The following is a 21,516-nucleotide window of genomic DNA, read 5'->3' as shown; positions in this document are numbered from 1 at the left end:
CGGGTGACATCGGGGAACGCCGCGGACGACGGCGGCCGGCGCCCGCCGTCGTTGACCGCCGCTTCACCGGATTGGCGGAGTGGTCCAGCGAGCGGGCCCGCGCTTAGTGGAAGGCCTACAAAATGGCGGCGTGGCCACGGCCGTATCGTCGGAAGTAGATCCCCGGACCCACCACGCGACAGGAAACATCATGAGCAACGCTGAGAAAGCCGTCACCGATGCCGGCACCACCAACCCCACCGGTTCCAGTGCCGCGACCCCGCGGGGACCCCGGCGCAACCGCTGGGATGCTACCGACCTGGGACTGATCGCGGTCTTCGCCGCCCTGGTCGCGGCGTCGGCGCTCGTGGCGGCCATCCCGGTGGCCGGCCTGGGTGTGCCGATCACGTTGCAGACCCTCGCCGTAATGCTCACTGGACTCGCACTGGGGGCCGGCCGCGCCTTCGCCGCCGTCGGACTCTACCTGCTCCTGGGCTTCGCCGGACTGCCGATCTTCAGCGGCGGGCGCAGCGGGCTGGGTGTCCTGGCCGGACCATCGGCGGGCTACATCATCGGCTTCCTGCTGGCGGCCACCGCGGTCGGCGCCCTGACCGCCGTCGTGCTGCGCCGCACGGCCGGCCGCTCCGGGAAGCTCCGGGCCGTGCTGCTCTTCTGCGCCGCCATGGTGAGCAGCATCGTCTTTGTCCACGGGCTGGGCATCCTCGGCATGGTGGTCAACGCCAAACTCAGTTTCTCCGCGGCTTTCGTGGCCGACCTCGCGTTCTACCCGGGCGACATCATTAAGAACGTCCTTGCCGTCACGGTCGCCCTCGCCCTGCACAAGGCCTTCCCTGACCTGCTGGTGCGCCGCATCCGGCGCGCAGACGGACGCGCATGAGCATTGTCCTGGACCGCGCGGAGGTGCGGGTCGCCGTTGACGGCTCGGCAGAGCCCAAGACCCTGCTGCACGCCACGTCCCTGGCCCTGACCGAGCGGCGGATCGGCGTGATCGGCGCCAACGGCTCCGGGAAGTCGACGCTGCTGCGGCTGCTGAACGGCCTGATCGCGCCGAGCTCCGGCAGTGTCACGGTCGCCGGCGCGGACACGGTCCGGGAGGTGCGGGCCGTGCGCCGCCGGGTGGGCTTTGTCTTCACCGATCCGCTCTCGCAGCTGGTAATGCCCACGGGCCGGGAGGACGTGGAATTGTCCCTGCGCCGCTCGGAGCGGAACACCCGCCAACGACGTGCCCTGGCCGAAGCGGCGCTGGACCGCTTCGGGCTGCTGGCGCTGGCGGACCAGAGCGTCTACGAGCTCTCCGGCGGCGAACGGCAGCTGGTGGCCCTCGCCGCCGTGCTGGCCGTCAAGCCGGACGTCCTGGTGCTGGACGAGCCGTCCACCCTGCTGGACCTGCGGAACCGCGAACTCCTGCGCCGCACCCTGGCCGGGCTGGAACAGCAGGTCATCCTGTCCACGCACGACCTGGACCTTGCCCTCGATCTGGACCGGGTGCTCGTGGTGGACGCCGGGAAGGTCGTGTTCGACGGCGGGGCGGCGGCCGCCGTCGCGCAGTACCGGCAGCTGTGCGTTACGGATCCCGCCGTCGTGCCGCCCGCCCGCGGGGAGACGGCGGGGCCATGAGGGGGCACGGCTTCCTGCTGGCCAACTACGTGCCGGGGAGTTCCCTGGTGCACCGCGCACCGTTGTGGCTGAAGTTCCTGCTGGTGCTGGCGTGCGGGATGGGGTCGTTCCTGGTGGCGGATTGGGCTGCGGCTGCCGTGGGGCTTGCCGTTTTGTGCGGGGTGTTCCTGCTCAGCGGGGCCGGTGCCCGCAGGCTGCTCCGGGCGGTCCGGCCGGTCCTGCCCGTGCTGGCCATGATCGGCCTGTTCCAGTGGTGGCAGCTCGGCGTTCCCGTTGCGGCGCGGATCGTGCTGAATGTCCTGGTCTGTGTGGTGGCGGCGTCGATCCTCACCGCCACCACCCCGGTCCAGACCCTGTTGGACGGTGTGGCCTCGCTGGCCCGGCCGTTCCGCCGGTTCGGCGCCGATCCCGAGCGGTTCGCGCTGACGATCGCCGTGATGCTGCGCAGCATCCCCTTCATCGCCGGAGCCTATGCCGATGTCCGTGATTCGGCCCGAGCCCGTGGCCTGGAGCGGAACCCCCGCGCCTTGGTGCTGCCGGTGTTCATCACCACGGTGGCCTTTGCCCGGCAGACCGGCGAGGCCCTGGCGGCCCGAGGGTTGGGCGAGGCGGAGGACTGGGACGACTGAGCCCGGCCGCCACCCCGGGACATGCCCTCCCTTGGCCGCGGGGCGTGGACATACGGCCCCTATGTCCAATCCCAGGTTCGAAGAATGAGCATGTCCCCTGGGTTGGCGCACTGGACATGCCCGGTCCCCTGGGGCACCTGAGGAGCATGCCCTCCCCGCGACCCACCTGAGGAGCATGCCCAGCACTGGCCGCGGGGCGTGGACATACCGCCCCTATGTCCAATCCCGGGTTCGAAGAATGAGCATGTCCCCTGGGTTGGCACATTGGACATGTCCCGTCCCTGGGCCACCTGAGGAGCATGCCCAGCACTGGCCGCGGGGCGTGGACATACCGCCACTATGTCCAACCTTGAAGCCGAAGAATGAGCATGTCCCGTGGGAGCTAAAGGAAGGACCTGTACTCGAACAGCGCAGCCGTCCCCATGCCGCCGGCGATGCTGATCATGGCCAGGGCCAGGGTGCCGTGCACCGGATTCCGGCGGGCCTGGGCCAACAGCCGCGTGACAAGCACCGCGCCGGACGCCCCGTAGGCGTGGCCCAGGGCGAGGGCTCCGCCGTCGAGGTTGACGCGGTGCGGCTCGATGCCCAACTGATCGAGGCACGCGAGCGTCTGGGACGCGAACGCCTCGTTGAACTCGATCAGACCGAGGTCCCTGGCCGCGACGGAAGCACCCGCCAGCAGGCGTTCCGCGGCCGCCGCCGCGCCCATCCCCAGCAGCGCCGGCTCCACGCCCGCGGTGTCCGTCCCGAGCACCAGCAGGCCGTCGCGGGCACCGAGGGCGCGGGCACGGGCCAGCGAGGTGACCACCACGGCGGCGGCCCCGTCCGCGTCGAAGCAGGAATTACCGGCGGTCACGCTCCCGCCGGCAACGAACGCGGCTGGGAACCGGGCCAGCACCGCAGGAGTCAGGGATCGGCGCGGCCCGTCGTCGGAGCCGATAGGACCATCGGGCCCGGGCAACGCCACAACCTCGCCGTCGAAGGCGCCGGCCGCGGCCGCGTCGAGGGCCCGCCGGTGGCTGCGCAGCGCGAAGTCGTCCTGCCGCTGCCGCGAAATGCCGAAACGCGCGGCCACGTTTTCCGCGGCCACCCCCATGTCCGGGTCGCCGTAGCCGGCCGGGGCGAACCGGGCCCGGCGGTAGAACTGCGGTTCGCCACCGGCACCGGGACGGGCCCGGAGCGGCGCCGTGCTGATGCTCTCCACCCCGCCGGCAAGGTAGAGCCCGCCGCCGAAACCACCACCGGCGGCGACCAGCCGGGATGCCAGCACAATCGAATCCAGCCCGGAACCGCACTGCCGGTCCACGGTCAGCCCGGGAACGCTCACCGGCAGTCCTGCCTCGAGGGCCGCCAGCCGCGCGACATTGCCGCCGCCGCCCACGGCGTTGCCGACCACCACGTCCGTCACCTGGTCCGGTGCAACACCCGTTTCGGCCAGCAGGCGTCGCAGCACCGGCGCCAGCAACTGCTCGGACTGCAGGGTCTTCAGGGCTCCGTGGGCCCGGCAGACCGGGGTCCGCCGCGCGGCGATGATGACGGGCTGCCGGTCCGCCAACAACGGATCCTCAGCCAAGGCGCCGGATTCGCGGGTCGTTGCGGGCGATCCACTCGAGCAGCAGCGGACGGCTGGGCTTGCCGCGGTCGGTGAGGGGCAGCTCGGCCAGCAGGTAGTAGTCCAGCGGCCGCTTGTTCCGGGCTAGGACGTCCTCGACGCCGGCTCTCAGTTGCGTGCCGGTCAGGCCGCCGTGGGACGGCAGTACCGCGGCCACGACGCGCTGGCCGCGCAGGTCGTCCGGCTGACCGGCGGCCACGGCGGCGGTGACTCCCGGGACCGACGCGAGGGCCAGCTCTACCTCGTGCGGGTACACGTTGGTGCCCGACGTGATAATCATGTCCGAGCGGCGGCCCAGCAGGTGCAGGTTCCCGTCGGACAGGTAGCCCCGGTCCCCCACGGTGTACCAGCCGTCGAAGCACTGCAGTGCCGCGCCGTCGTCGCCCCACAGGTAGCCGTCGCTGACCAGGCCGCTGCGCACGCAGACGTTGCCGTCGTGCCCGTCCGGCACCGGGGCTCCGCCGTCGTCCAGGATCCTGATCTCGACGCCGGGAAACGGCCCGCCGATCCCGGTTCCCAGGCCCGGCCCCCCTGCTGCCGGCGCCTCCCCCGGCCGCAGGCCCTCCCCGGCGACGAAACTGAGCTCCGCCGCTCCGTAGTACTCGAAGATTGTCGCGTTCGGCGCCCAGCGGCGCGCGGCCTCCAGGGTCCGCGCGTCGAGCTTGGAACCGGCGCAGATGATGCTCCGCAGCCCGGAGCCGTCCACACCGCCGGCCAGGCCGCGCTCGCTCAGCAGCCGGAGCATCGTCGGCACCAGCACCAGCCGGGTGATGCCGTCGTGGCTGACCGCGGTGTGCGCATCTCCAACGTCGGAATGGTCGAGGGTGTGGAACGCGGAGCCGGCATACAGGCATTCGGCGAGGGCATAGAGGTTGAGGCTGGCGGCCAGGGGCCCGGGCGCGAGCGTCCTGTCATCCGGGCCAAGGCCGAAGAACTCGACCGACGACTCGAAGGACAGCTGCCAGGACCGCCGCGACCGGCTGAACGCCTTCGGCACCGCCGTCGTCCCGGACGTGAGCCCGATCAGGAACGGCGAATCGGGCGGGCCGTCGGCGAGGCCGCCGCCCATGGCGCCGCCCTCGCCTGTGCCGCCCCCGGCGGACGCGCCCTCGCCGGCCCCGCCCGCGGGGACGGTGTCCGCGATCCGCGCGGTCAGGCTGTCGCGGAGCTGTTGCGGCCAGGTGGGGTCCAGCACGGCGCAGCGGCGGCTACCGGCCACCGCCGCCGCGAAGGCCGCGGCAAAATCCGTGGAGTTCCGCTCGGCCAGCACCGTGACGGCCGGCGTCACCGGGACGAGCGCGGCGGCGGCATCCCGCAGTTCGGAGAAACTCAGGCGGTGTCCGGCCACGACGACGGCGGTGCCGTCGGGCCGCTCGTCGGCCCAGCGCTGGAGTCTGTCGAGAAAAGGCATCGGACCAACTTTACCGGGCAACGGGGCCCGGACTGTAGGGAGAGGATATTGTTTCAGCATGAGTTTCAATGACAACGTGCAGCTGGACCCGTCGCAGGTCCAGAGCCGCGGCGGCATGGGCCGCGGCACCAAAATCGGCGGCGGGATCGGCGGCGGCATTGTGCTGCTCCTGGCCGCGCTGTTCGGCATCAACCCGCAGCTGCTGGAAGGCCTCGCCGGCAGTACCCAGGACCAGCAGTCGCAGGGCCAGAGCACCGCACCGGCGTGCAAGACCGGCGCCGACGCCGACGCCAGCCTCGAGTGCCGGATCGTGGGCACGGTCAACAGCCTGAACGCGTTCTGGCCGGACTACCTGGCGCAGTACAACAGGAAGTACCCGCAACCGGACACAGTCCTGTTCCGCGGGGCAACCAGCACCGGCTGCGGCTCCGCCACCTCAGAGGTCGGCCCGTTCTACTGCTCGGCCGACCAGACGGCGTACTTCGATCCGGGCTTCTTCCAGGAACTCGTGGACCGCTTCGGCTCCTCGGGCGGCCCGCTGGCGCAGGAGTACGTGGTGGCCCACGAGTTCGGCCACCATATCCAGAATGTCCTCGGCACGATCGACCGCGCCCAGCAGGATCCGCAGGGTCCGCAGTCCGGCGCGGTGCGGGTGGAGCTCCAGGCCGACTGCTACGCCGGCCTCTGGGTCCGCTACGCCACGACCACCAAGGACCCCAAGAGCGGCCAGCCGTTCCTGGAACCGCTCAAGACGCAGGACCTGCAGGACGCCCTGTCCGCGGCGTCCTCGGTGGGCGATGACCGGATCCAGAAAGCCGCCACCGGCCGCGTCTCGCCGGAGTCCTGGACCCACGGCTCCAGCGCCCAGCGGCAGAAGTGGTTCTACCAGGGCTACAAGACCGGCGACATCAACCAGTGCGACACCTTTAAGGTCGCCACCCCGTAGCCAGAGGCTGCACCGGCTGCTCCGCAACCGCCGTTATGGGCCTCCAAAAGGGCGGCTGCGGAGCACTCGGTGCCATCAGGGCAGAAACGACGACGGCGGGCCCACCTCCACGAGGTGGGCCCGCCGTCGTCGTAAATTCCGTCTCTCGGCGGAACCGGCGGAATCTAGATGTTGAAGCCCAGGGCGCGCATCTGGTCGCGGCCGTCTTCGGTGATCCGCTCCGGACCCCACGGCGGCATCCATACCCAGTTCAGGCGCCAGTCATCCACAATGCCGTCCAGGGCCTTGCCTACCTGCTCCTCGATCACGTCGGTGAGCGGGCAGGCCGCCGTGGTCAGCGTCATGTCGATCAGCAGGGCACCGTCGTCGTCGGAGTACTTCAGGCCGTAGAGCAGGCCCAGGTCAACGATGTTCACGCCCAGTTCCGGGTCGATCACGTCCTTGAGTGCCTCTTCGACATCCTCGAGGCCCGTGCGGGCCATATTGATTTCGGTCATGGCGTAGTCCTAACTAGGCCTGAGCTGCGGCGTCGGCGGCAGCGATGGTGGCGGCTCCGGCGCCCGGGAGGTAACGGTCGTAGCCTTCTTCTTCGAGGCGGTCGGCCAGCTCCGGGCCGCCCTCTTCGACAACCTTGCCGTCCACGAACACGTGCACGAATTCCGGCTTGATGTAGCGCAGGATCCGGGTGTAGTGGGTGATCAGCAGGGTGCCCATGTTGCCCTCGGCGTGCGCGCGGTTGACGCCCTCGGAGACAACCTTCAGCGCGTCGACGTCCAAGCCGGAGTCGGTCTCGTCGAGGATGGCGAACTTGGGCTTGAAGAGCTCCAGCTGGAGGATCTCCACGCGCTTCTTCTCGCCGCCGGAGAAGCCCTCGTTGACGTTGCGCTGGGTGAAGTCGGCGTCGATGCGCAGCTGCGCCATGGCGGCCTTGACGTCCTTGGTCCAGGTGCGCAGCTTCGGGGCTTCGCCGTCGATCGCGGTCTTGGCGGTGCGCAGGAAGTTGGTCATGCTGACGCCGGGAACCTCGACCGGGTACTGCATGGCCAGGAACAGGCCGGCGCGGGCGCGCTCATCGACGCTCATCGCGAGGACGTCTTCGCCGTCGAGCGTGATGGTACCGCTCGTGACGTTGTAGCGCGGGTGGCCGGCGATCGTGGACGCCAGGGTGGACTTGCCCGAGCCGTTGGGGCCCATGATGGCGTGGGTCTGGCCGGTCTTGATAGTCAGGCTGACGCCCTTAAGGATTTCCTTGGTGCCCTGCTCGGTGTCAATGCTGACGTGCAGGTCCTTGATCTCAAGAGTGGACATGTGTCTTGTTCTCCTCTGCACCGCCACCTCGGCGGCGGTGCGTTTTCTCGTCGATAAGTTTTGGGTGTTGCTGGCTGCCGGCCGGCGGGGGCAAGCGGTGCCTGCCCCCGCGGTCAGCTGAAGTTCGGAGCCTCGGCGCCGTTCAGGATGGTGCTGACGTCCACATAGACGTCGTCATCCTGGATGGTGACGGCAAAGACCGGCACGGGATCGTAGGCGGGCAGCTGGAGCGGCTGGCCGCTACGCAGGTCGAACTGGGAGCCGTGGCCCCAGCACTCGATCTTGCAGCCTTCCACCTCGCCCTCGGAGAGTGAGATGTCCGCGTGCGAGCAGGTGTCACCGATGGCGTGGATCTCCCCCATCGAGTCCTTGACGACCGCTACCGGGTAGTCGTCGATCAGGATCCGCAGCGCCTGCTTGACCTGGATCTCGCTCGCGCTGCAGACCAGCTCGCCTTTTGGCTGTTCCGTCATGTTTTTGCCCCGTACTTCTCTAGTGGTCCGTGGCGGCGAGCTCGCGCTCGACGGCGGCCGTGAGGCGATCCTCGATGACTGGAACCTTGATCTGCTGGATGATCTCGTTCAGGAATCCGCGGACCACCAGGCGGCGGGCCACCTTTTCCGGAATGCCGCGGGCCATCAGGTAGAACAGGTGCTCGTCGTCGAAACGGCCGGTGGCGCTGGCGTGGCCGGCGCCGGCGATCAGGCCGGTCTCGATCTCGAGGTTGGGCACGGAATCCGCGCGGGCGCCGTCGGTGAGGACCAGGTTGCGGTTGGCCTCGTACGTGTCGGTGCCTTCGGCTTCCTTGCGGATCAGGACGTCACCCACCCAGACGGTGTGCGCGTTCCGGCCCTGCAGGGCGCCCTTGTAGAGCACGTTGGATTTGCAGTTGGGAACCGCGTGGTCCACGAACAGGCGCTGCTCGAGGTGCTGTCCGGCGTCGGCGAAGTACAGGCCGAACATTTCCGCTTCGGCGCCGGGGGCGGTGAAGCGGGCCGACGGCGTCACCCGGACCAGGTCGCCGCCGAGGCTGACGACGATGTGCTTGAACTTGGCGTCGCGGCCGAGCTTCGCCTGCTGGGAGGAGGCGTGCACGGCGTCGTCGTTCCATTCCTGCAGCGAGATGACGGTCAGCTGCGCGCCGTCCTCGACCAGGATTTCGATGTTTTCCGAGACGACGGCGGTGCCCTGGTGGTCCAGCACAACAACGGCTTTGGAGAACTTCTCCGCGATGATCACGATGTGCTGCGCGGACGCCGCGTCGCCCTGGCCGGTCAGCACCACGCTGACCTCGCCGACGGCCTGGACTTCGGCGGGCACCGTGATGACGGTGGCCTCGGTGAAGTTCTCCCAGGCGTTGGCCGAAACCCGGTCCTCCGGGATGGCTGCGGAGCCGATGCGGGCATCGTCGCGGCCGACGGTTTCAACCCGGACGCTCTCCGGGCCGGTGACGGCCACGGACGGCGCGGCGCCGTTCAGGACCTCGGTGTGCAGGCCGCGGAGCCGCTTGAGCGGGGTGAACCGCCAGTCTTCCTCCATGCCGGTCAGCGGCTTGAAATCCGCCAGCTTGTAGGAGGTCAGGCGGCCGGCGCGCGAGCTGTCCGGGACGCCGACGCCGCCGCCGTGCGAGTGCGCCTTGACGGCCTCGCCGGCCAGCGGGGCCTTCGACTCGGCGGAGTTCAGCGGCGAGAGGCTTTCGCCTTCCTCGGTGAACCCGTCAATGAACGGCTTCGATGAGGGCGCGCCGATGCGGGCCTTTTCAGTAGTGATGTCAGTCATTAACCGACCGATCCTTCCATCTGCAGTTCAATCAGGCGGTTCAGCTCAAGGGCGTATTCCATCGGCAGTTCACGGGCGATCGGCTCGATGAAGCCGCGCACGATCATCGCCATGGCCTCGTCTTCGCGCATGCCGCGGGACATCAGGTAGAACAGCTGCTCTTCGCTGACGCGCGAGACCGTGGCCTCGTGCCCCATGGTGACGTCGTCCTCGCGGATGTCGATGTACGGGTAGGTGTCCGAGCGGCTGATGGTGTCCACCAGCAGCGCATCACAGCGGACCGTGTTGGCCGAATGCTTGGCGCCTTCGCGGACCTGGACCAGGCCGCGGTAGGCGGCGCGGCCGCCGCCGCGGGCCACGGACTTGGAGATGATCGAGCTCTTCGTGTTCGGCGCGATGTGCACCATCTTCGAACCGGTGTCCTGGTGCTGGCCTTCGCCGGCGAACGCGATCGAAAGAGTCTCGCCCTTCGCGCCCTCACCGACAAGGTAGACGGCCGGGTACTTCATGGTGACCTTGGAGCCGATGTTGCCGTCGATCCACTCCATCGTGGCGCCCTCTTCGCAGATGGCGCGCTTGGTGACCAGGTTGTACACATTGTTGGACCAGTTCTGGATGGTCGTGTAGCGGACGCGGGCGCCCTTCTTCACGATGATCTCCACGACGGCGGAGTGCAGCGAATCCGAAGTGTAGATCGGTGCGGTGCAGCCCTCGATGTAGTGGACGTAGGAGTCCTCGTCCGCAATGATCAGGGTCCGCTCGAACTGGCCCATGTTTTCGGTGTTGATGCGGAAGTAGGCCTGCAGCGGGATGTCCACGTGGACGCCCTTGGGCACGTACACGAAGGAGCCGCCGGACCACACGGCCGTGTTCAGCGAGGCGAACTTGTTGTCGCCAACCGGGATGATGGTGCCGAAGTACTCCTGGAAGATCTCCGGGTGCTCACGCAGCGCGGTGTCCGTGTCCAGGAAGATGACGCCCTGGGCTTCCAGGTCCTCGCGGATCTGGTGGTAGACAACCTCGGACTCGTACTGGGCGGCGACCCCGGAGACGAGGCGGCTGCGCTCGGCTTCCGGGATGCCCAGCTTCTCGTAGGTGTTCCGGATGTCCTCGGGCAGGTCCTCCCAGGTGGCGGCCTGCTTCTCGGTGGACCGCACGAAGTACTTAATGTTGTCGAAGTCGATGCCGGACAGGTCCGCGCCCCAGGTGGGCATGGGCTTCCGGTCGAAGTACTTCAGGCCCTTGAGGCGGAGGTCGAGCATCCATTCCGGCTCGTTCTTCTTGGCCGAGATGTCACGTACGACGTCCTCATTGATACCACGGCGGGCGTTGGCGCCGACGTCGTTCTTGTCGGCCCAGCCGTATTCGTAGGTGCCGATTCCGTGGAGCTCGGGATTCTTTTCCAGAATCTCCGAGATCACAGTGGATTCAGCAACCTTCTTCTCTGATAGTTGGTCCGTCATCACGGCCTTTCTTGCAGATGGTTGGATACTTCGTCCGGGTTGCCCGGGCACGCAGGGCTGGTAGCCCCGACGGCGGCCGGACGGCCCGTAGGTATGTGGGTGGTGCAGACGTGGCCGCCGCGCGCCAGCGTGGAGAGCCGGCGCACGTCGACGCCGACCAGCCGGGAGAACAGTTCGGTCTCCACATCGCAGAAGACGGGGAACTGGGCGGCGAGCTGCTGGATGGGGCAGTGCCCCTGGCACAGCTGGACGCTGGAGAGGGCCGCCGGAAGCGGGGCCTTGGCCTCGATCGACTGTGCCGAGGCGACAAACCCGTCGCGGCTCAGGGCCTCGGACAGCGCCTGGGCTCGTGCGGTGATGTCGGTCCCCGCCTGCTCGATTTCCGGCGCGTAGCGGCGTTCCATCTCGGCGAAGCGCTCGACTGCGAACTCCCGCACGGCGTCGGAGCCGGCCGTTTCGCCGAGCCGCCGCAGGGCGGAACTGGCGATATCGAGGTAGTCGTTCCCGAGCGTGGACTGGCCCTGCGAGCTGAGCACGTAGCGGCGGGCCGGGCGGCCGGCACCGGCCCCCGCGCGGGCCACACGCTTGACCTCGATCACGCCGTGGCGTGACAGGTGGTCCAGGTGGCGGCGGACCGCGGCGGGGGTGAATCCCAGCAGCTCACCGAGTTCGGCGGCGCTGATCGGGCCGTGTTCCAGCACTGCGGCGAGCACGCGGTCCCGGGTGCGTTCCTCGGCGTCCGCGGCGTGTGCCGACGGCGCTGCCGGCGGCACCGCAACAGGCACTGCCGCGGGCCCGGCAGCCTCACGTGACCCCGCGCGCACGGCAGGCACGGCGGAAGTAGTTGGGCTCATGGAATACACAACACAATCATGTCGTAATTTAGTCCCTCGATCCAGTAAGGCATGGCTTTCCTGGAGCCCGCCGAAGATCGGGGCCGGGCCTACTACATCGCGTAGAATGCTGTGGTGCGATCTCCCGAATCCCCCGCCCTGACCATCAGCGGGCTCATCAAGGATGTAGGTCCCCTGCCCAGCCTTGACGGCAAAATGCTGCGGGTGGTCAGCGGGCTCTCCCTCGTGGCCGAGCGTGGCCAGGTCACCGCCCTGCTGGGCGCCAACGGCGCCGGCAAGACCACCACCATCGAATGCGCCCAGGGCCTGCAGAAACGCACCGGCGGCAGTATCAGCCTGCTCGGCCAGGATCCGGACACGGCCGGCGCGGAGCTGCGCTCCCGCGTCGGCGTGATGCTCCAGGACGGCGGGCTGCCGCCGTCGGCCCGTCCCATCCCGCTGCTCAGGCACATCGCCGGCATGTACCAGGACCCGTGGCCGGTGGATGAGCTGGTGGAGCGGTTGGGTATCGACGCGTTCAGCCGCACGTCCGTGCGGCGCCTCTCCGGCGGCCAGAAGCAGCGGCTGGCCCTCGCCGCGGCCCTGGTGGGCCGTCCCGAGGTGCTCTTCCTCGACGAGCCGAGCGCCGGCCTGGACCCGCAGTCCCGCCAGTTGGTCTTCGAGCTGGTCGGCGAGCTGCGGGACCGCGGAATGGGCATTGTCCTCACCACGCACCTGATGGACGACGCGCAGCGCCTGGCCGACTACGTCTACATCATCGACGCCGGCCGGAACGTCGCCGAAGGCACCGTCGCGCAGCTGCTGAACCACGAGCTGGCGACCGAAGGCGAACAGCATATCCGGACGCTGCTCTTCGAGGCGGCGCCCGGGCTGGACCTGGCCGGCGTACTGCCCGCCGACGTCGAGATCCGCGAGACGCGGGCCGGCAGCTACAGCGCCACCGGCGCGCTGACCCCCGCCGACCTCGCCGCCGTCGCGGCCTGGTGGGCCGAACGGGGCATAATGCCCGCGTCCATGAGCCTGGCCGCCCGCAGCCTCGAGGACGTCTTCCTCGACATCTCCGGAAGGGAGATCCGATGAGCTCCACGCCCGCCGGCACAACAGCCCGCACCCCGCTGGGCAGTGCCCCCGCTTCGCTGGTCCGCCGGATCCTGCTCCAGGGCGGGTACGAGACTGTCACCATGCTCCGCAACGGCGAGCAGCTGATCCTCGCGGTCATCCTGCCGCTGCTGGCCCTGGTCGGGCTGACGGTCACACCGCTGTTGGACGGCCTCGGTTCCAGCCGGATCAACGTGGCGGTGCCGGGCATCCTGGCCCTGTGCGCCATGTCCACGGCCTTCACCGGGCAGGGCATCTCCACCGGCTTCGACCGCCGGTATGGGGTACTGCGCTTCCTCTCCACTACCCCGCTGGGCCGGACCGGGCTGATCCTGGGCAAGGTACTGGCGGTACTCGCCGTGCTGCTGCTGCAGGTCCTGGTGGTGACCGCCGTCGCCCTGCCGCTGGGCTGGCAGCCCTCTGCGCCGGGGATCCTCCCCGGACTGGCGCTGCTGGTGCTCGGCGCCGCGGCATTCACCGCCCTCGGCCTGCTGGTCGCGGGCACGGTGCGTCCGGAGGCCACCCTGGCGATCACCAATCTGCTGTGGATCCTGCTCGGCGCGCTCGGCGGCATCGTCATTCCGGCCGAACGCCTCCCCGCCCTTGCCCAGGCGATAGTGCATTTCCTTCCCTCCGGCGCGCTGGGCCAGGCGCTGCGGGATGCTTTCCTGCACGGCAGCGTCAACCTGGCCGCCGTGTTTGTCCTGCTGCTCTGGACGGCGATCGCCGGCGCCGCAGCAACCCGTTGGTTCAAGTGGAATTGAGAAAACTGTGAGTACGGCGTCCCGCCCTTCCCGGATCGTGTCCCGGATTTCCTCCCGGCTGCCCGGCACCGTCGACAAGACGGTCCGCCGGCTGGCCGTGTTGTCGCTGGTCGGCCAGACCGTGCTGGTGGTCACCGGCGGCGCGGTCCGCCTCACCGCTTCCGGCCTGGGCTGCCCCACCTGGCCGCGCTGCACCGACAGTTCGCTCGTGAACACGCCGGAGATGGGCATCCACGGCATCATCGAGTTCGGCAACCGGCTCCTGACCTTCGCGCTGGCCGCCGTCGCGGTGATGATGCTGGTGTACCTGTGGAACCTGCGCCGCGAACGCCGGGACTTGTTCCTGCTGGCGCTGGGCCTGCTGGCCAGCATCCCGGCGCAGGCCGTCATCGGCGGCATCACCGTCCTGACCCGGCTGAACCCGTGGGTAGTGGGGCTGCACTTCCTGGTCTCGATGACCCTCGTGGTCGTCGCGACGTTGCTCGTCAACCGCGCCTATGGGCGGACCGGCGCCTTCCGCACCCGTGACCTTCCCGCACTGCCGGGCGCCGCCCGGCCGGTGCTGGGCGCCGTCGCCGTGTTCTCCGCCGTCGCCGTCTGCCTCGGCGTCGTCGTGACCGGCGCGGGCCCGCACGCCGGCGACGCGAACGCGCCGCGCAACAACCTGGACTGGGACCTCTTCTCGCACATCCACGCCGTCCCGGCGTACCTCGTCACCGCAGGGGCGTTGTTCGGTGTGTTCCTGGTGCTCCGCGGCCGCATCACCGGCTCGTTCCGTACCGCCGTGTTCGCGCTGCTGGGCGTTACCGTGCTGCAGGCTGCGATCGGCTTCACGCAGTACTACAACGGCATCCCGGCGCTGCTCGTCGGCGCGCACATGCTCGGCGCGGCGCTGCTGATGATCGCGTCCACCAACGCCGCGGACATCGCGCGCAGCAGCCCGGTCAAGAACTAGCTCCCCAATCGCAGGCTGCTGACGTTCCTCAGTCGCTGGCTCGGAGGCGCCGCCGTCCGGGGGCACTTTGGCTGCCATTGCCGACGACGATGGGCTGGTTTTACGGCGTGTCCGCGCCAATGTGGCCCCGGACCGCTGGTCGGCGCCGAGCCGGAAGCCATTGTGGACTGGCTCCTCAGCGGAGTGGGCCAAGGTCCCCGGCTGCCGCGTCCCAGTGACTGATGGCTTCGTCCGGGGGCACTTTGGCTGCCATTTCCGACGACGACGGCTGGTTTACGGCGTGTCCGCACCAGATGTGCCCCGGGAATGCACGCGCCCTCGATGGGGCAGGTCAGGGACGGCGCCCGTTAGCCCAGGAGGCTGCCCGGTCGGCCGGCTGCGATGTCGGAGCTGACCAACGGGTCCACGGCGAGGGCGTTCCAGACCGAGCCGACGTCGTTCTTTCCCCCGAGCCACTCGGCTGCGCAAGGTTTTACGCGGAGACACCCGTTGAGAGCGGGAAGTTCGTTGCGAGGGACCTGCAGCAGTAGTTCACTGGCCACACGGTCTGCCGCCGCAACCGCTCCGGCCCGGGCAGTAAGCGTCCGTGCGGGCGCTGCCCCGGGGGCGCTGCTTAGCCGCCGACGATGGCGGACCCGATGAACGGGTCGACGGCCAGCGCGAGGAAGAGCAGGGTGAGGTAGCTGATGGAGCCGTGGAAGACCTTCATGGCGCCCTTGTTGGACACGTCGCCGCCCTGGGCCCGGTTGTAAAGGGCGTGCGATTCGTACAGGAACCAGGCGCCCGCGGCGACTGCGGTGACGGTGTAGACCCAGCCGGCCCCGCCGACCGGGATCAGCAGCAGCGAGCAGGCAACCATGGCCCAGGCGTACAGGACGACCTGCACGGACACGACCTTGGCGCCGGCGATCGCACCGAGCATCGGCACGTTGGCGTTGCGGTAGTCCTCGCCGTAGCGCATGGACAGCGGCCAGTAGTGCGGCGGGGTCCAGAGGAAGATCACCATAAAGAGCACGACGGCGGGCCACTCCACCGTGTTGGTCACCGCGGCCCAGGCAATCAGCACCGGGAAGCAGCCGGCGGCCCCGCCCCAGACGATGTTCTGCGCGGTGCGGCGCTTGAGGATCATGGTGTAGATCACGACGTAGAACACGATGGCGCCGAGCCCCAGCCAGGCCGAAAGCGGGTTGGCGCCAAACCAGAGAATCGCGATGGCAGCGGCGCCGAGGAGCCAGGAAAACACCAGCGCTTCCCGCGGCGTCACCTCGCCCGTGACCAGCGGCCGGTTCTCGGTCCGGTGCATGAGCTTGTCGATGTCCCGGTCGATATAGCAGTTGAAGGAGCCGGCGCTGCCGGCGGCGAAGGCGCCGCCCACGAGTGTTGCCAGGATCAGGCCCAGGGACGGGAAGCCGCGCTCGGCGTAGATCATGGTGGGCAGGGTACTGACCAGCAGGAGCTCGATCACCCGGGGTTTCGTGAGCGCCAGGTAGGCCTTGGCTTTGCGGGCGAAGCCGATCCGGCCTGGGGCCTGTGCGGCATTAAGCGGCGTATCTGTTGTGCTCACGGTGGCAGTCACTCTGTTCTGTCTGGCTGTTCAGTCCGGCTGGTCATCGCAGTGCGTGCTAAAGCGGCCGCACTGCATTCGGAGGGGGTCCACGCGCGGCGCACAGGCATGTCCTCTCCCCCATTGGTAGCCACGCACCATCATACCGTGGCAGCACCGGCGTCCCGGTTCCGCGGCGGGCGCCGCGAATTCCGGCAGGTTAACGCCGCCTCACCGCCGCGGCGGCACGCGGTGATTCATATAAGCCGAAATCCGGTCCAATTCGTGAGATGTACGCTGCCCGGCAGGTGGAATGGGGCTAAGCTGTCTGACAGATCAGCACGCACCGGCGGACGCCCCCAACGGCGCTCCCTGCCCCTGCGCATGCGACTGAATGATAGATCAACGTTTCGATGGTGAACGGCTGGTACGAACCGCAGCGGGCACCGACCTGTGCCCCGGCGGGAAAGCTCCTCGAGGGAATCCGCCCGGAGGGAAGAACGTACCGCCGGCCGTCAGCACAGAGAGGGGCCCGGTTTACGTGCCACATTTGGAAGAGCAAGAACTGTCATGGACTCATCTGGACGATCGTGCCGTGGACACCATCCGGGTACTCGCAGCGGATGCGGTGGAGAAGGTCGGCAACGGCCACCCCGGCACCGCGATGAGCCTCGCGCCGGCCGCGTACCTGCTCTTCCAGAAATTGATGCGGCACGATCCGGCGAACCCGGACTGGCTGGGCCGTGACAAGTTCGTCCTGTCCCCCGGCCACACGTCCCTGACGCTGTACATCCAGCTGTTCCTCTCCGGCTACGGCCTGGAGCTGAAGGACCTTGAGGCGCTGCGGACCTGGGGTTCGCTGACCCCGGGCCACCCGGAGTACAAGCACACCGCCGGTGTGGAGATCACCACCGGCCCGCTCGGCCAGGGCCTGGCATCCGCCGTCGGCTTCGCCTACTCCCAGCGCCGGATGCGCGGACTGTTCGACGCCGACGCCCCCGCCGGCACCAGCCCGTTCGACCACACCGTCTGGGTGATCGCCTCCGACGGCGACCTGCAGGAAGGCGTCACGTCCGAGGCCTCCTCGCTCGCCGGCCACCAGGAGCTGGGCAACCTCGTGGTGATCTACGACGAGAACCACATCAGCATCGAGGACGACACCGACGTCGCGTTCACCGAAGACGTGCTGGCCCGCTACAAGGCCTACGGCTGGCACACCCAGCGGGTCGACTGGACCCGGACCGGCGAGTACAAGGAGGACGTGGCGGAACTCCACGCCGCCCTGCTCGCTGCGAAGGCCGAGACGGGCAAACCCTCGATCATCTCGCTGCGGACCATCATCGGTTGGCCCGCGCCGAAGAAGCAGAACACCGGCAAGATCCACGGCTCGGCCCTGGGCGCGGAGGAAGTCGCCGGCCTGAAGAAGGTCCTGGGCTTCGACCCGGAGCGCACTTTCCAGGTTGACGACGAGATCCTGGCCCACACCCGCCAGGCGCAGGCCCGCGGCGCCGCTGCCCGGAGCGCATGGCAGGAATCCTTCGAGGCGTGGCAATCCGCCAACCCCGAAGCGGCGGCCCTGCTCGAGCGGGTCGAGGCCCGCAAGCTCCCGGCCGACCTCGACGCCGCCCTGCCGGTCTTCGAAGCCGGCAAGGACGTTTCCACCCGCGCCGCCTCCGGCAAGGTCCTTAACGCGATCGGCCCGGTCCTGCCCGAACTGTGGGGCGGCTCCGCGGACCTCGCCGAGTCGAACAACACCACCATCGAAGGCTCGCCCTCGTTCATCCCGGCCTCCCGGCAGACCGAGGCGTGGAAGGGCAACCCCTACGGCCGGGTGCTGCACTTCGGCATCCGCGAACACGCCGCCGCGTCGATCGTGAACGGGATCAGCCTCGCCGGCCCCACCCGCGCGTTCTCCGGCACCTTCCTGATCTTCTCCGACTACCAGCGCCCGGCGATCCGGCTCGGCGCCCTTATGGGCGTCCCGTCGCTGTACGTCTGGACGCACGACTCGATCGGCCTCGGCGAGGACGGCCCGACGCACCAGCCGGTTGAGCAGCTCGCCTCGCTCCGTGCGATCCCGGGCCTGGACGTTGTCCGCCCGGGAGATGCGAACGAGGTCGCGGCGGCCTGGAAGGTCATGCTGGAGAACCACGGCAACCCGGCCGGCATTGTGCTGACCCGGCAAAACATCCCCACCTACGCCCGCGGCACCGGCGACGCCGACGCCGACACGTTCGCCTCGACCGCGGGGGTCGCGAAGGGCGGCTACGTGCTGGCCGAAGCCTCCGCCAACGGCCGGACCACCGGGGCGCAGGTCATCCTGATCGCCACCGGCTCCGAGGTCCAGCTGGCCGTGGAGGCCCGCGAGGCCCTGCAGGCCGACGGCATCCCCACCCGGGTCGTGTCCATGCCCTGCGTGGAATGGTTCAACAAGCAGGACCCCGCCTACCGCGAGGCTGTGCTTCCCGCCTCCGTCAAGGCACGCGTCTCCGTTGAAGCAGGCCTCGCGCTGGGCTGGAAGGAATTTGTCGGCGACGCCGGCCGTTCCATCAGTCTGGAGCACTTCGGCGCCTCCGCCGACTACAAGCGCCTGTTCCAGGAATTCGGCATCACCGCCGAGGCTGTGACCGCCGCCGCGAAGGAATCCCTCGCGGGCCTCACCGCCTGAGCCCAACTTCACGCTTTCCGGGCCGCCGCCGCCCACCCGACGGCGGCGGCCCCAGACTTCAGGAGTTACACATGAACAACACCCCCAGCTCTACCCCCACGCAACAGCTGTCCGACGCCGGCGTTTCCATCTGGCTCGATGACCTCTCCCGCGGCCGCCTCGCCACCGGCACGCTGCGCAAGCTGATCGAAGAGAAGAACGTCGTTGGTGTCACCACCAACCCGAGCATCTTCCACGCCGCGATCACCGCCGGCACCGACTACGACGACAAGATCAAGGAAATGGCAGCCGCCGGCGCCAGCGTCGAGGAGACCATCTTCGCCATCACCACCACCGACGTTGCCGACGCCTGCGACCTGTTCGCCCCCGTCGCCGCCGCGACGAACGGCGTCGACGGCCGCGTCTCGATCGAGGTGGATCCCCGCCTCGCCTGGGACACCGCCGGCACCATCACCGAGGCCAAGGAACTCCACGGCCAGGTCAACAAGGACAACGTCCTGATCAAGATCCCCGCCACGCTGGAAGGCCTCGAGGCCATCACCGCCACGCTGGCCAGCGGCATCAGCGTCAACGTGACCCTGATCTTCTCGCTCGAGCGCTACCGCGCCGTGATCAACGCCTTCCAGAGCGGGCTCGAGCAGGCCAAGGAAAACGGCCACGACCTGTCCAGGATCCACTCCGTGGCGTCGTTCTTCGTCTCCCGCGTGGACACCGAAATCGACAAGCGCCTCGATGCGATCGGCACGCCGGAAGCCAAGGCCCTCAAGGGCAAGGCCGGCCTCGCCAACGCCCGCCTGGCCTACCAGGTTTACGAAGAGCTCTTCTCCACCGAGCGCTGGGCCCTGCTCGCCGAGGCCGGCGCGCGTCCGCAGCGCCCGCTCTGGGCCTCCACCGGGGTCAAGGATCCGGCCTACCCGGACACCCTGTACGTGACCGAACTCGTCGCCCCCGGCGTGGTTAACACCATGCCGGAAAAGACGCTCGACGCCACCTACGACCACGGCGCCATCACCGGTGACACGGTCACCCGCGGCTACGACGACGCGAACGCGACCCTCAACGCGCTCGATGCCCTCGGCATCTCCTACAACGAAGTCGTCGCCGTGCTGGAGTCGGAAGGCCTCGACAAGTTTGTGGCAAGCTGGAAGGAACTGCTGGCCGACGTCGAGGGCGCCCTCGCCGCACGGAAGGACGCGTAGTCCACCATGACCACTCTCAGCTACGACGCCGCGGGCGCTGCCCGCCAGGCCCATGAACAGCACCTGCCCGCTCTGCTGGAGGAACGGGTCGCCACCCGGATCTTCGCCAAGGACGCCACCCTCTGGGGTCCCGACGCCGAGGCCGAGGCCGCGGTCCGGCTCGGCTGGGTGGAGGCCGCCACCGTCTCCCAGCCGCTGGTGGCGGACATCCTGGCACTCCGCGACGCGCTCCGCGCCGAGGGTGTAACCCGGATCGTCCTGTGCGGCATGGGCGGTTCCTCCCTCGCCCCCGAGGTGATCGCCGGAACTGCCGGCGTCGAGCTGACGGTGCTGGACAGCACCGACCCCGAGCAGGTCGCAGCCGCCCTCGCAGACCGGCTGGCGGAGACCGCCATTGTGGTCTCCTCCAAGTCGGGTTCGACCCTGGAGACGGACTCGCAGCGCCGCGTCTTCGAGCACGCCTTCACCGAAGCCGGGCTGGACGCGAAGAGCCGGATCATCATCGTCACGGACCCGGGCTCCCCGCTGGACAAGTCCGCACGCGAAGCCGGCTACCGTGCCGTCTTCAACGCCGACCCGCACGTGGGCGGCCGCTACTCCGCGCTCACCGCCTTCGGGCTGGTGCCTTGCGGGCTGGCCGGCGTGGACATCCAGGCCTTCCTGGACGAGGCCGAGGAAACCGCCGAAATCCTCAACGACGACAGCGAAGAGAACATCGGCCTTGCCCTCGGCGCAGCGCTGGGCGGCACCAACCCGCTGCGGGACAAGATTGTCATCGCCGAGGACGGTTCCGGGATCGTCGGATTCGCCGACTGGGCCGAACAGCTCATCGCCGAGTCCACCGGCAAGCTCGGCACCGGCGTGCTGCCGGTCGTCGCCGGGCCGGACGCGCCCGAAGTGAAGGCAGGCGCCGCGGACGTGCTGGTGGTCCGGCTGGTCGCCGCCGACGCCGACGTCGACCTGGGCGCGAACGAGGCAGCCATCGCCGGCGGCCTCGCCGCGCAGATGATGACCTGGGAGTTTGCCACCGCCGTCGCGGGACGGCTCCTGGGCATCAACCCCTTCGACCAGCCCGACGTCGAGGCCGCCAAGGTGGCCGCCCGCGGGCTGCTGGATGCGCAGCCGGAACCGACGCCGGCCAGCTTCACCGACGGCGCCATCGAGGTCCGCGGCGGCGACTGGCTGGGCCAGGCCGGCACCGCCGCCGAGGCGGTCAGCGCGCTGCTCGGCCAGCTCGGCACGGACGGCTACCTCAGCGTCCAGGCCTACTTCGACCGGCTCAGCTACGCACCGCTCGAGGGTATCCGCGACGAACTGGCAGCCCTGAGCGGCCGGCCCGTCACCTTTGGCTGGGGACCGCGGTTCCTGCACTCCACCGGGCAGTTCCACAAGGGCGGCCCGGCGATCGGTGTGTTCCTGCAGGTCACGGCGGCCGCCGCGACGGACCTCGCCATCCCGGAGCGTCCGTTCAGCTTCGGCGAGCTGATTTCGGCCCAGGCCGCGGGCGATGCGCAGGTCCTTGAACAACACGGCCGGCCCGTGCTCCGGCTACACCTCACGGACCGAGCCGCCGGGGTCCGCCAGCTGCAGCAGCTCGTCTCCTCGCTGGCCGGCACGTCAGTTGCCGGCCGCCCAGCGTCCTCCACCGAAAGCTAAGGCACCACAGCAAC

General features: G+C 69.1%; 19 protein-coding genes. 10 read left to right on the top strand and 9 right to left on the bottom strand.

The genetic code is table 11. The features are described from left to right. Positions 1-190 precede the first annotated feature (190 nt). From AC1MBE_RS00745 to AC1MBE_RS00735, 3 genes are read left to right on the top strand one after another with little or no spacing between them, the layout of a single operon-like run. Positions 191-877: a biotin transporter BioY gene (locus AC1MBE_RS00745; RefSeq protein WP_479780127.1), complete on the top strand. Its 687-nt coding sequence runs from the start codon at positions 191-193 to the stop codon at positions 875-877. Further along, entirely contained in the window at positions 874-1,617 is a 744-nt protein-coding gene (locus AC1MBE_RS00740) for an energy-coupling factor ABC transporter ATP-binding protein (RefSeq protein ID WP_479780125.1), read from the top strand. Before AC1MBE_RS00745 ends, AC1MBE_RS00740 begins: the two co-directional genes overlap by 4 nt. Further along, positions 1,614-2,246 carry an energy-coupling factor transporter transmembrane component T family protein gene (locus AC1MBE_RS00735; protein WP_479780123.1) on the top strand — a complete coding sequence of 211 codons (633 nt, stop codon included), beginning with the start codon at positions 1,614-1,616 and terminating at the stop codon, positions 2,244-2,246. Before AC1MBE_RS00740 ends, AC1MBE_RS00735 begins: the two co-directional genes overlap by 4 nt. A gap of 382 nt (positions 2,247-2,628) precedes the next feature. Here AC1MBE_RS00735 and AC1MBE_RS00730 read toward each other — a convergent pair whose 3' ends face one another. After that, complete coding sequence (locus AC1MBE_RS00730; RefSeq protein ID WP_479780121.1) at positions 2,629-3,801, bottom strand: thiolase family protein; 1,173 nt, start codon at positions 3,799-3,801, stop codon at positions 2,629-2,631. A gap of 10 nt (positions 3,802-3,811) precedes the next feature. Further along, a complete protein-coding gene (locus AC1MBE_RS00725; RefSeq protein ID WP_479780119.1) occupies positions 3,812-5,269 on the bottom strand; it encodes a class I adenylate-forming enzyme family protein in 1,458 nt (485 codons plus the stop codon). 58 nt (positions 5,270-5,327) lie between these two features. Between AC1MBE_RS00725 and ypfJ the strand changes: the two genes are divergently transcribed. Further along, a complete protein-coding gene (gene ypfJ / locus AC1MBE_RS00720) occupies positions 5,328-6,215 on the top strand; it encodes a KPN_02809 family neutral zinc metallopeptidase (RefSeq protein WP_479780117.1) in 888 nt (295 codons plus the stop codon). A gap of 164 nt (positions 6,216-6,379) precedes the next feature. Here ypfJ and AC1MBE_RS00715 read toward each other — a convergent pair whose 3' ends face one another. The 6 genes from AC1MBE_RS00715 to AC1MBE_RS00690 form a co-directional block, all read right to left on the bottom strand. Beyond that, positions 6,380-6,712, bottom strand: coding sequence for a metal-sulfur cluster assembly factor (locus tag AC1MBE_RS00715; RefSeq protein ID WP_138769377.1), 333 nt, complete (start codon positions 6,710-6,712; stop codon positions 6,380-6,382). Between the two features lie 13 nt (positions 6,713-6,725). Then, on the bottom strand, positions 6,726-7,523 hold the full coding sequence (gene sufC / locus AC1MBE_RS00710) for a Fe-S cluster assembly ATPase SufC (RefSeq protein WP_175323330.1): 798 nt from the start codon (positions 7,521-7,523) through the stop codon (positions 6,726-6,728). Positions 7,524-7,636: 113 nt separating this feature from the next. After that, a complete protein-coding gene (locus AC1MBE_RS00705) occupies positions 7,637-7,996 on the bottom strand; it encodes a non-heme iron oxygenase ferredoxin subunit (protein WP_175323329.1) in 360 nt (119 codons plus the stop codon). 19 nt (positions 7,997-8,015) lie between these two features. Beyond that, on the bottom strand, positions 8,016-9,302 hold the full coding sequence (gene sufD, locus AC1MBE_RS00700) for a Fe-S cluster assembly protein SufD (RefSeq protein WP_479780114.1): 1,287 nt from the start codon (positions 9,300-9,302) through the stop codon (positions 8,016-8,018). Beyond that, positions 9,302-10,765, bottom strand: coding sequence for a Fe-S cluster assembly protein SufB (gene sufB / locus AC1MBE_RS00695; protein WP_479780112.1), 1,464 nt, complete (start codon positions 10,763-10,765; stop codon positions 9,302-9,304). Before sufB ends, sufD begins: the two co-directional genes overlap by 1 nt. Continuing rightward, the gene (locus tag AC1MBE_RS00690; RefSeq protein ID WP_479780110.1) at positions 10,765-11,619 is read right to left on the bottom strand and encodes a helix-turn-helix transcriptional regulator; all 855 of its coding nucleotides are present in this window, start codon (positions 11,617-11,619) and stop codon (positions 10,765-10,767) included. The genes sufB and AC1MBE_RS00690 overlap by 1 nt, the downstream gene beginning before the upstream one ends. 114 nt (positions 11,620-11,733) lie before the next feature. Between AC1MBE_RS00690 and AC1MBE_RS00685 the strand changes: the two genes are divergently transcribed. From AC1MBE_RS00685 to AC1MBE_RS00675, 3 genes are read left to right on the top strand one after another with little or no spacing between them, the layout of a single operon-like run. After that, the gene (locus AC1MBE_RS00685) at positions 11,734-12,699 is read left to right on the top strand and encodes an ABC transporter ATP-binding protein (RefSeq protein ID WP_479780108.1); all 966 of its coding nucleotides are present in this window, start codon (positions 11,734-11,736) and stop codon (positions 12,697-12,699) included. Then, on the top strand, positions 12,696-13,481 hold the full coding sequence (locus AC1MBE_RS00680) for an ABC transporter permease (RefSeq protein WP_479780106.1): 786 nt from the start codon (positions 12,696-12,698) through the stop codon (positions 13,479-13,481). The genes AC1MBE_RS00685 and AC1MBE_RS00680 overlap by 4 nt, the downstream gene beginning before the upstream one ends. A 7-nt stretch (positions 13,482-13,488) precedes the next feature. Next, the gene (locus tag AC1MBE_RS00675; protein ID WP_479780104.1) at positions 13,489-14,436 is read left to right on the top strand and encodes a COX15/CtaA family protein; all 948 of its coding nucleotides are present in this window, start codon (positions 13,489-13,491) and stop codon (positions 14,434-14,436) included. Between the two features lie 613 nt (positions 14,437-15,049). On the opposite strand, the gene AC1MBE_RS00670 is transcribed toward AC1MBE_RS00675, so the two are convergent. Further along, positions 15,050-16,012, bottom strand: coding sequence for a heme o synthase (locus AC1MBE_RS00670; protein WP_479780102.1), 963 nt, complete (start codon positions 16,010-16,012; stop codon positions 15,050-15,052). A gap of 517 nt (positions 16,013-16,529) precedes the next feature. Here AC1MBE_RS00670 and tkt point away from each other — a divergent pair. From tkt to AC1MBE_RS00655, 3 genes are all read left to right on the top strand, one after another. Further along, entirely contained in the window at positions 16,530-18,647 is a 2,118-nt protein-coding gene (gene tkt, locus AC1MBE_RS00665; protein WP_479780100.1) for a transketolase, read from the top strand. Positions 18,648-18,718: 71 nt separating this feature from the next. Continuing rightward, positions 18,719-19,846, top strand: coding sequence for a transaldolase (gene tal / locus AC1MBE_RS00660; RefSeq protein ID WP_479780098.1), 1,128 nt, complete (start codon positions 18,719-18,721; stop codon positions 19,844-19,846). A gap of 6 nt (positions 19,847-19,852) precedes the next feature. Next, a complete protein-coding gene (locus AC1MBE_RS00655; RefSeq protein ID WP_479780096.1) occupies positions 19,853-21,502 on the top strand; it encodes a glucose-6-phosphate isomerase in 1,650 nt (549 codons plus the stop codon). Positions 21,503-21,516 lie beyond the last annotated feature (14 nt).

It is taken from the genome of Arthrobacter sp. BG5 (genome assembly GCF_056680155.1).
Note: the sequence above shows the minus strand (reverse complement) of the source record. Positions and strands in the feature narration are given on the sequence as shown.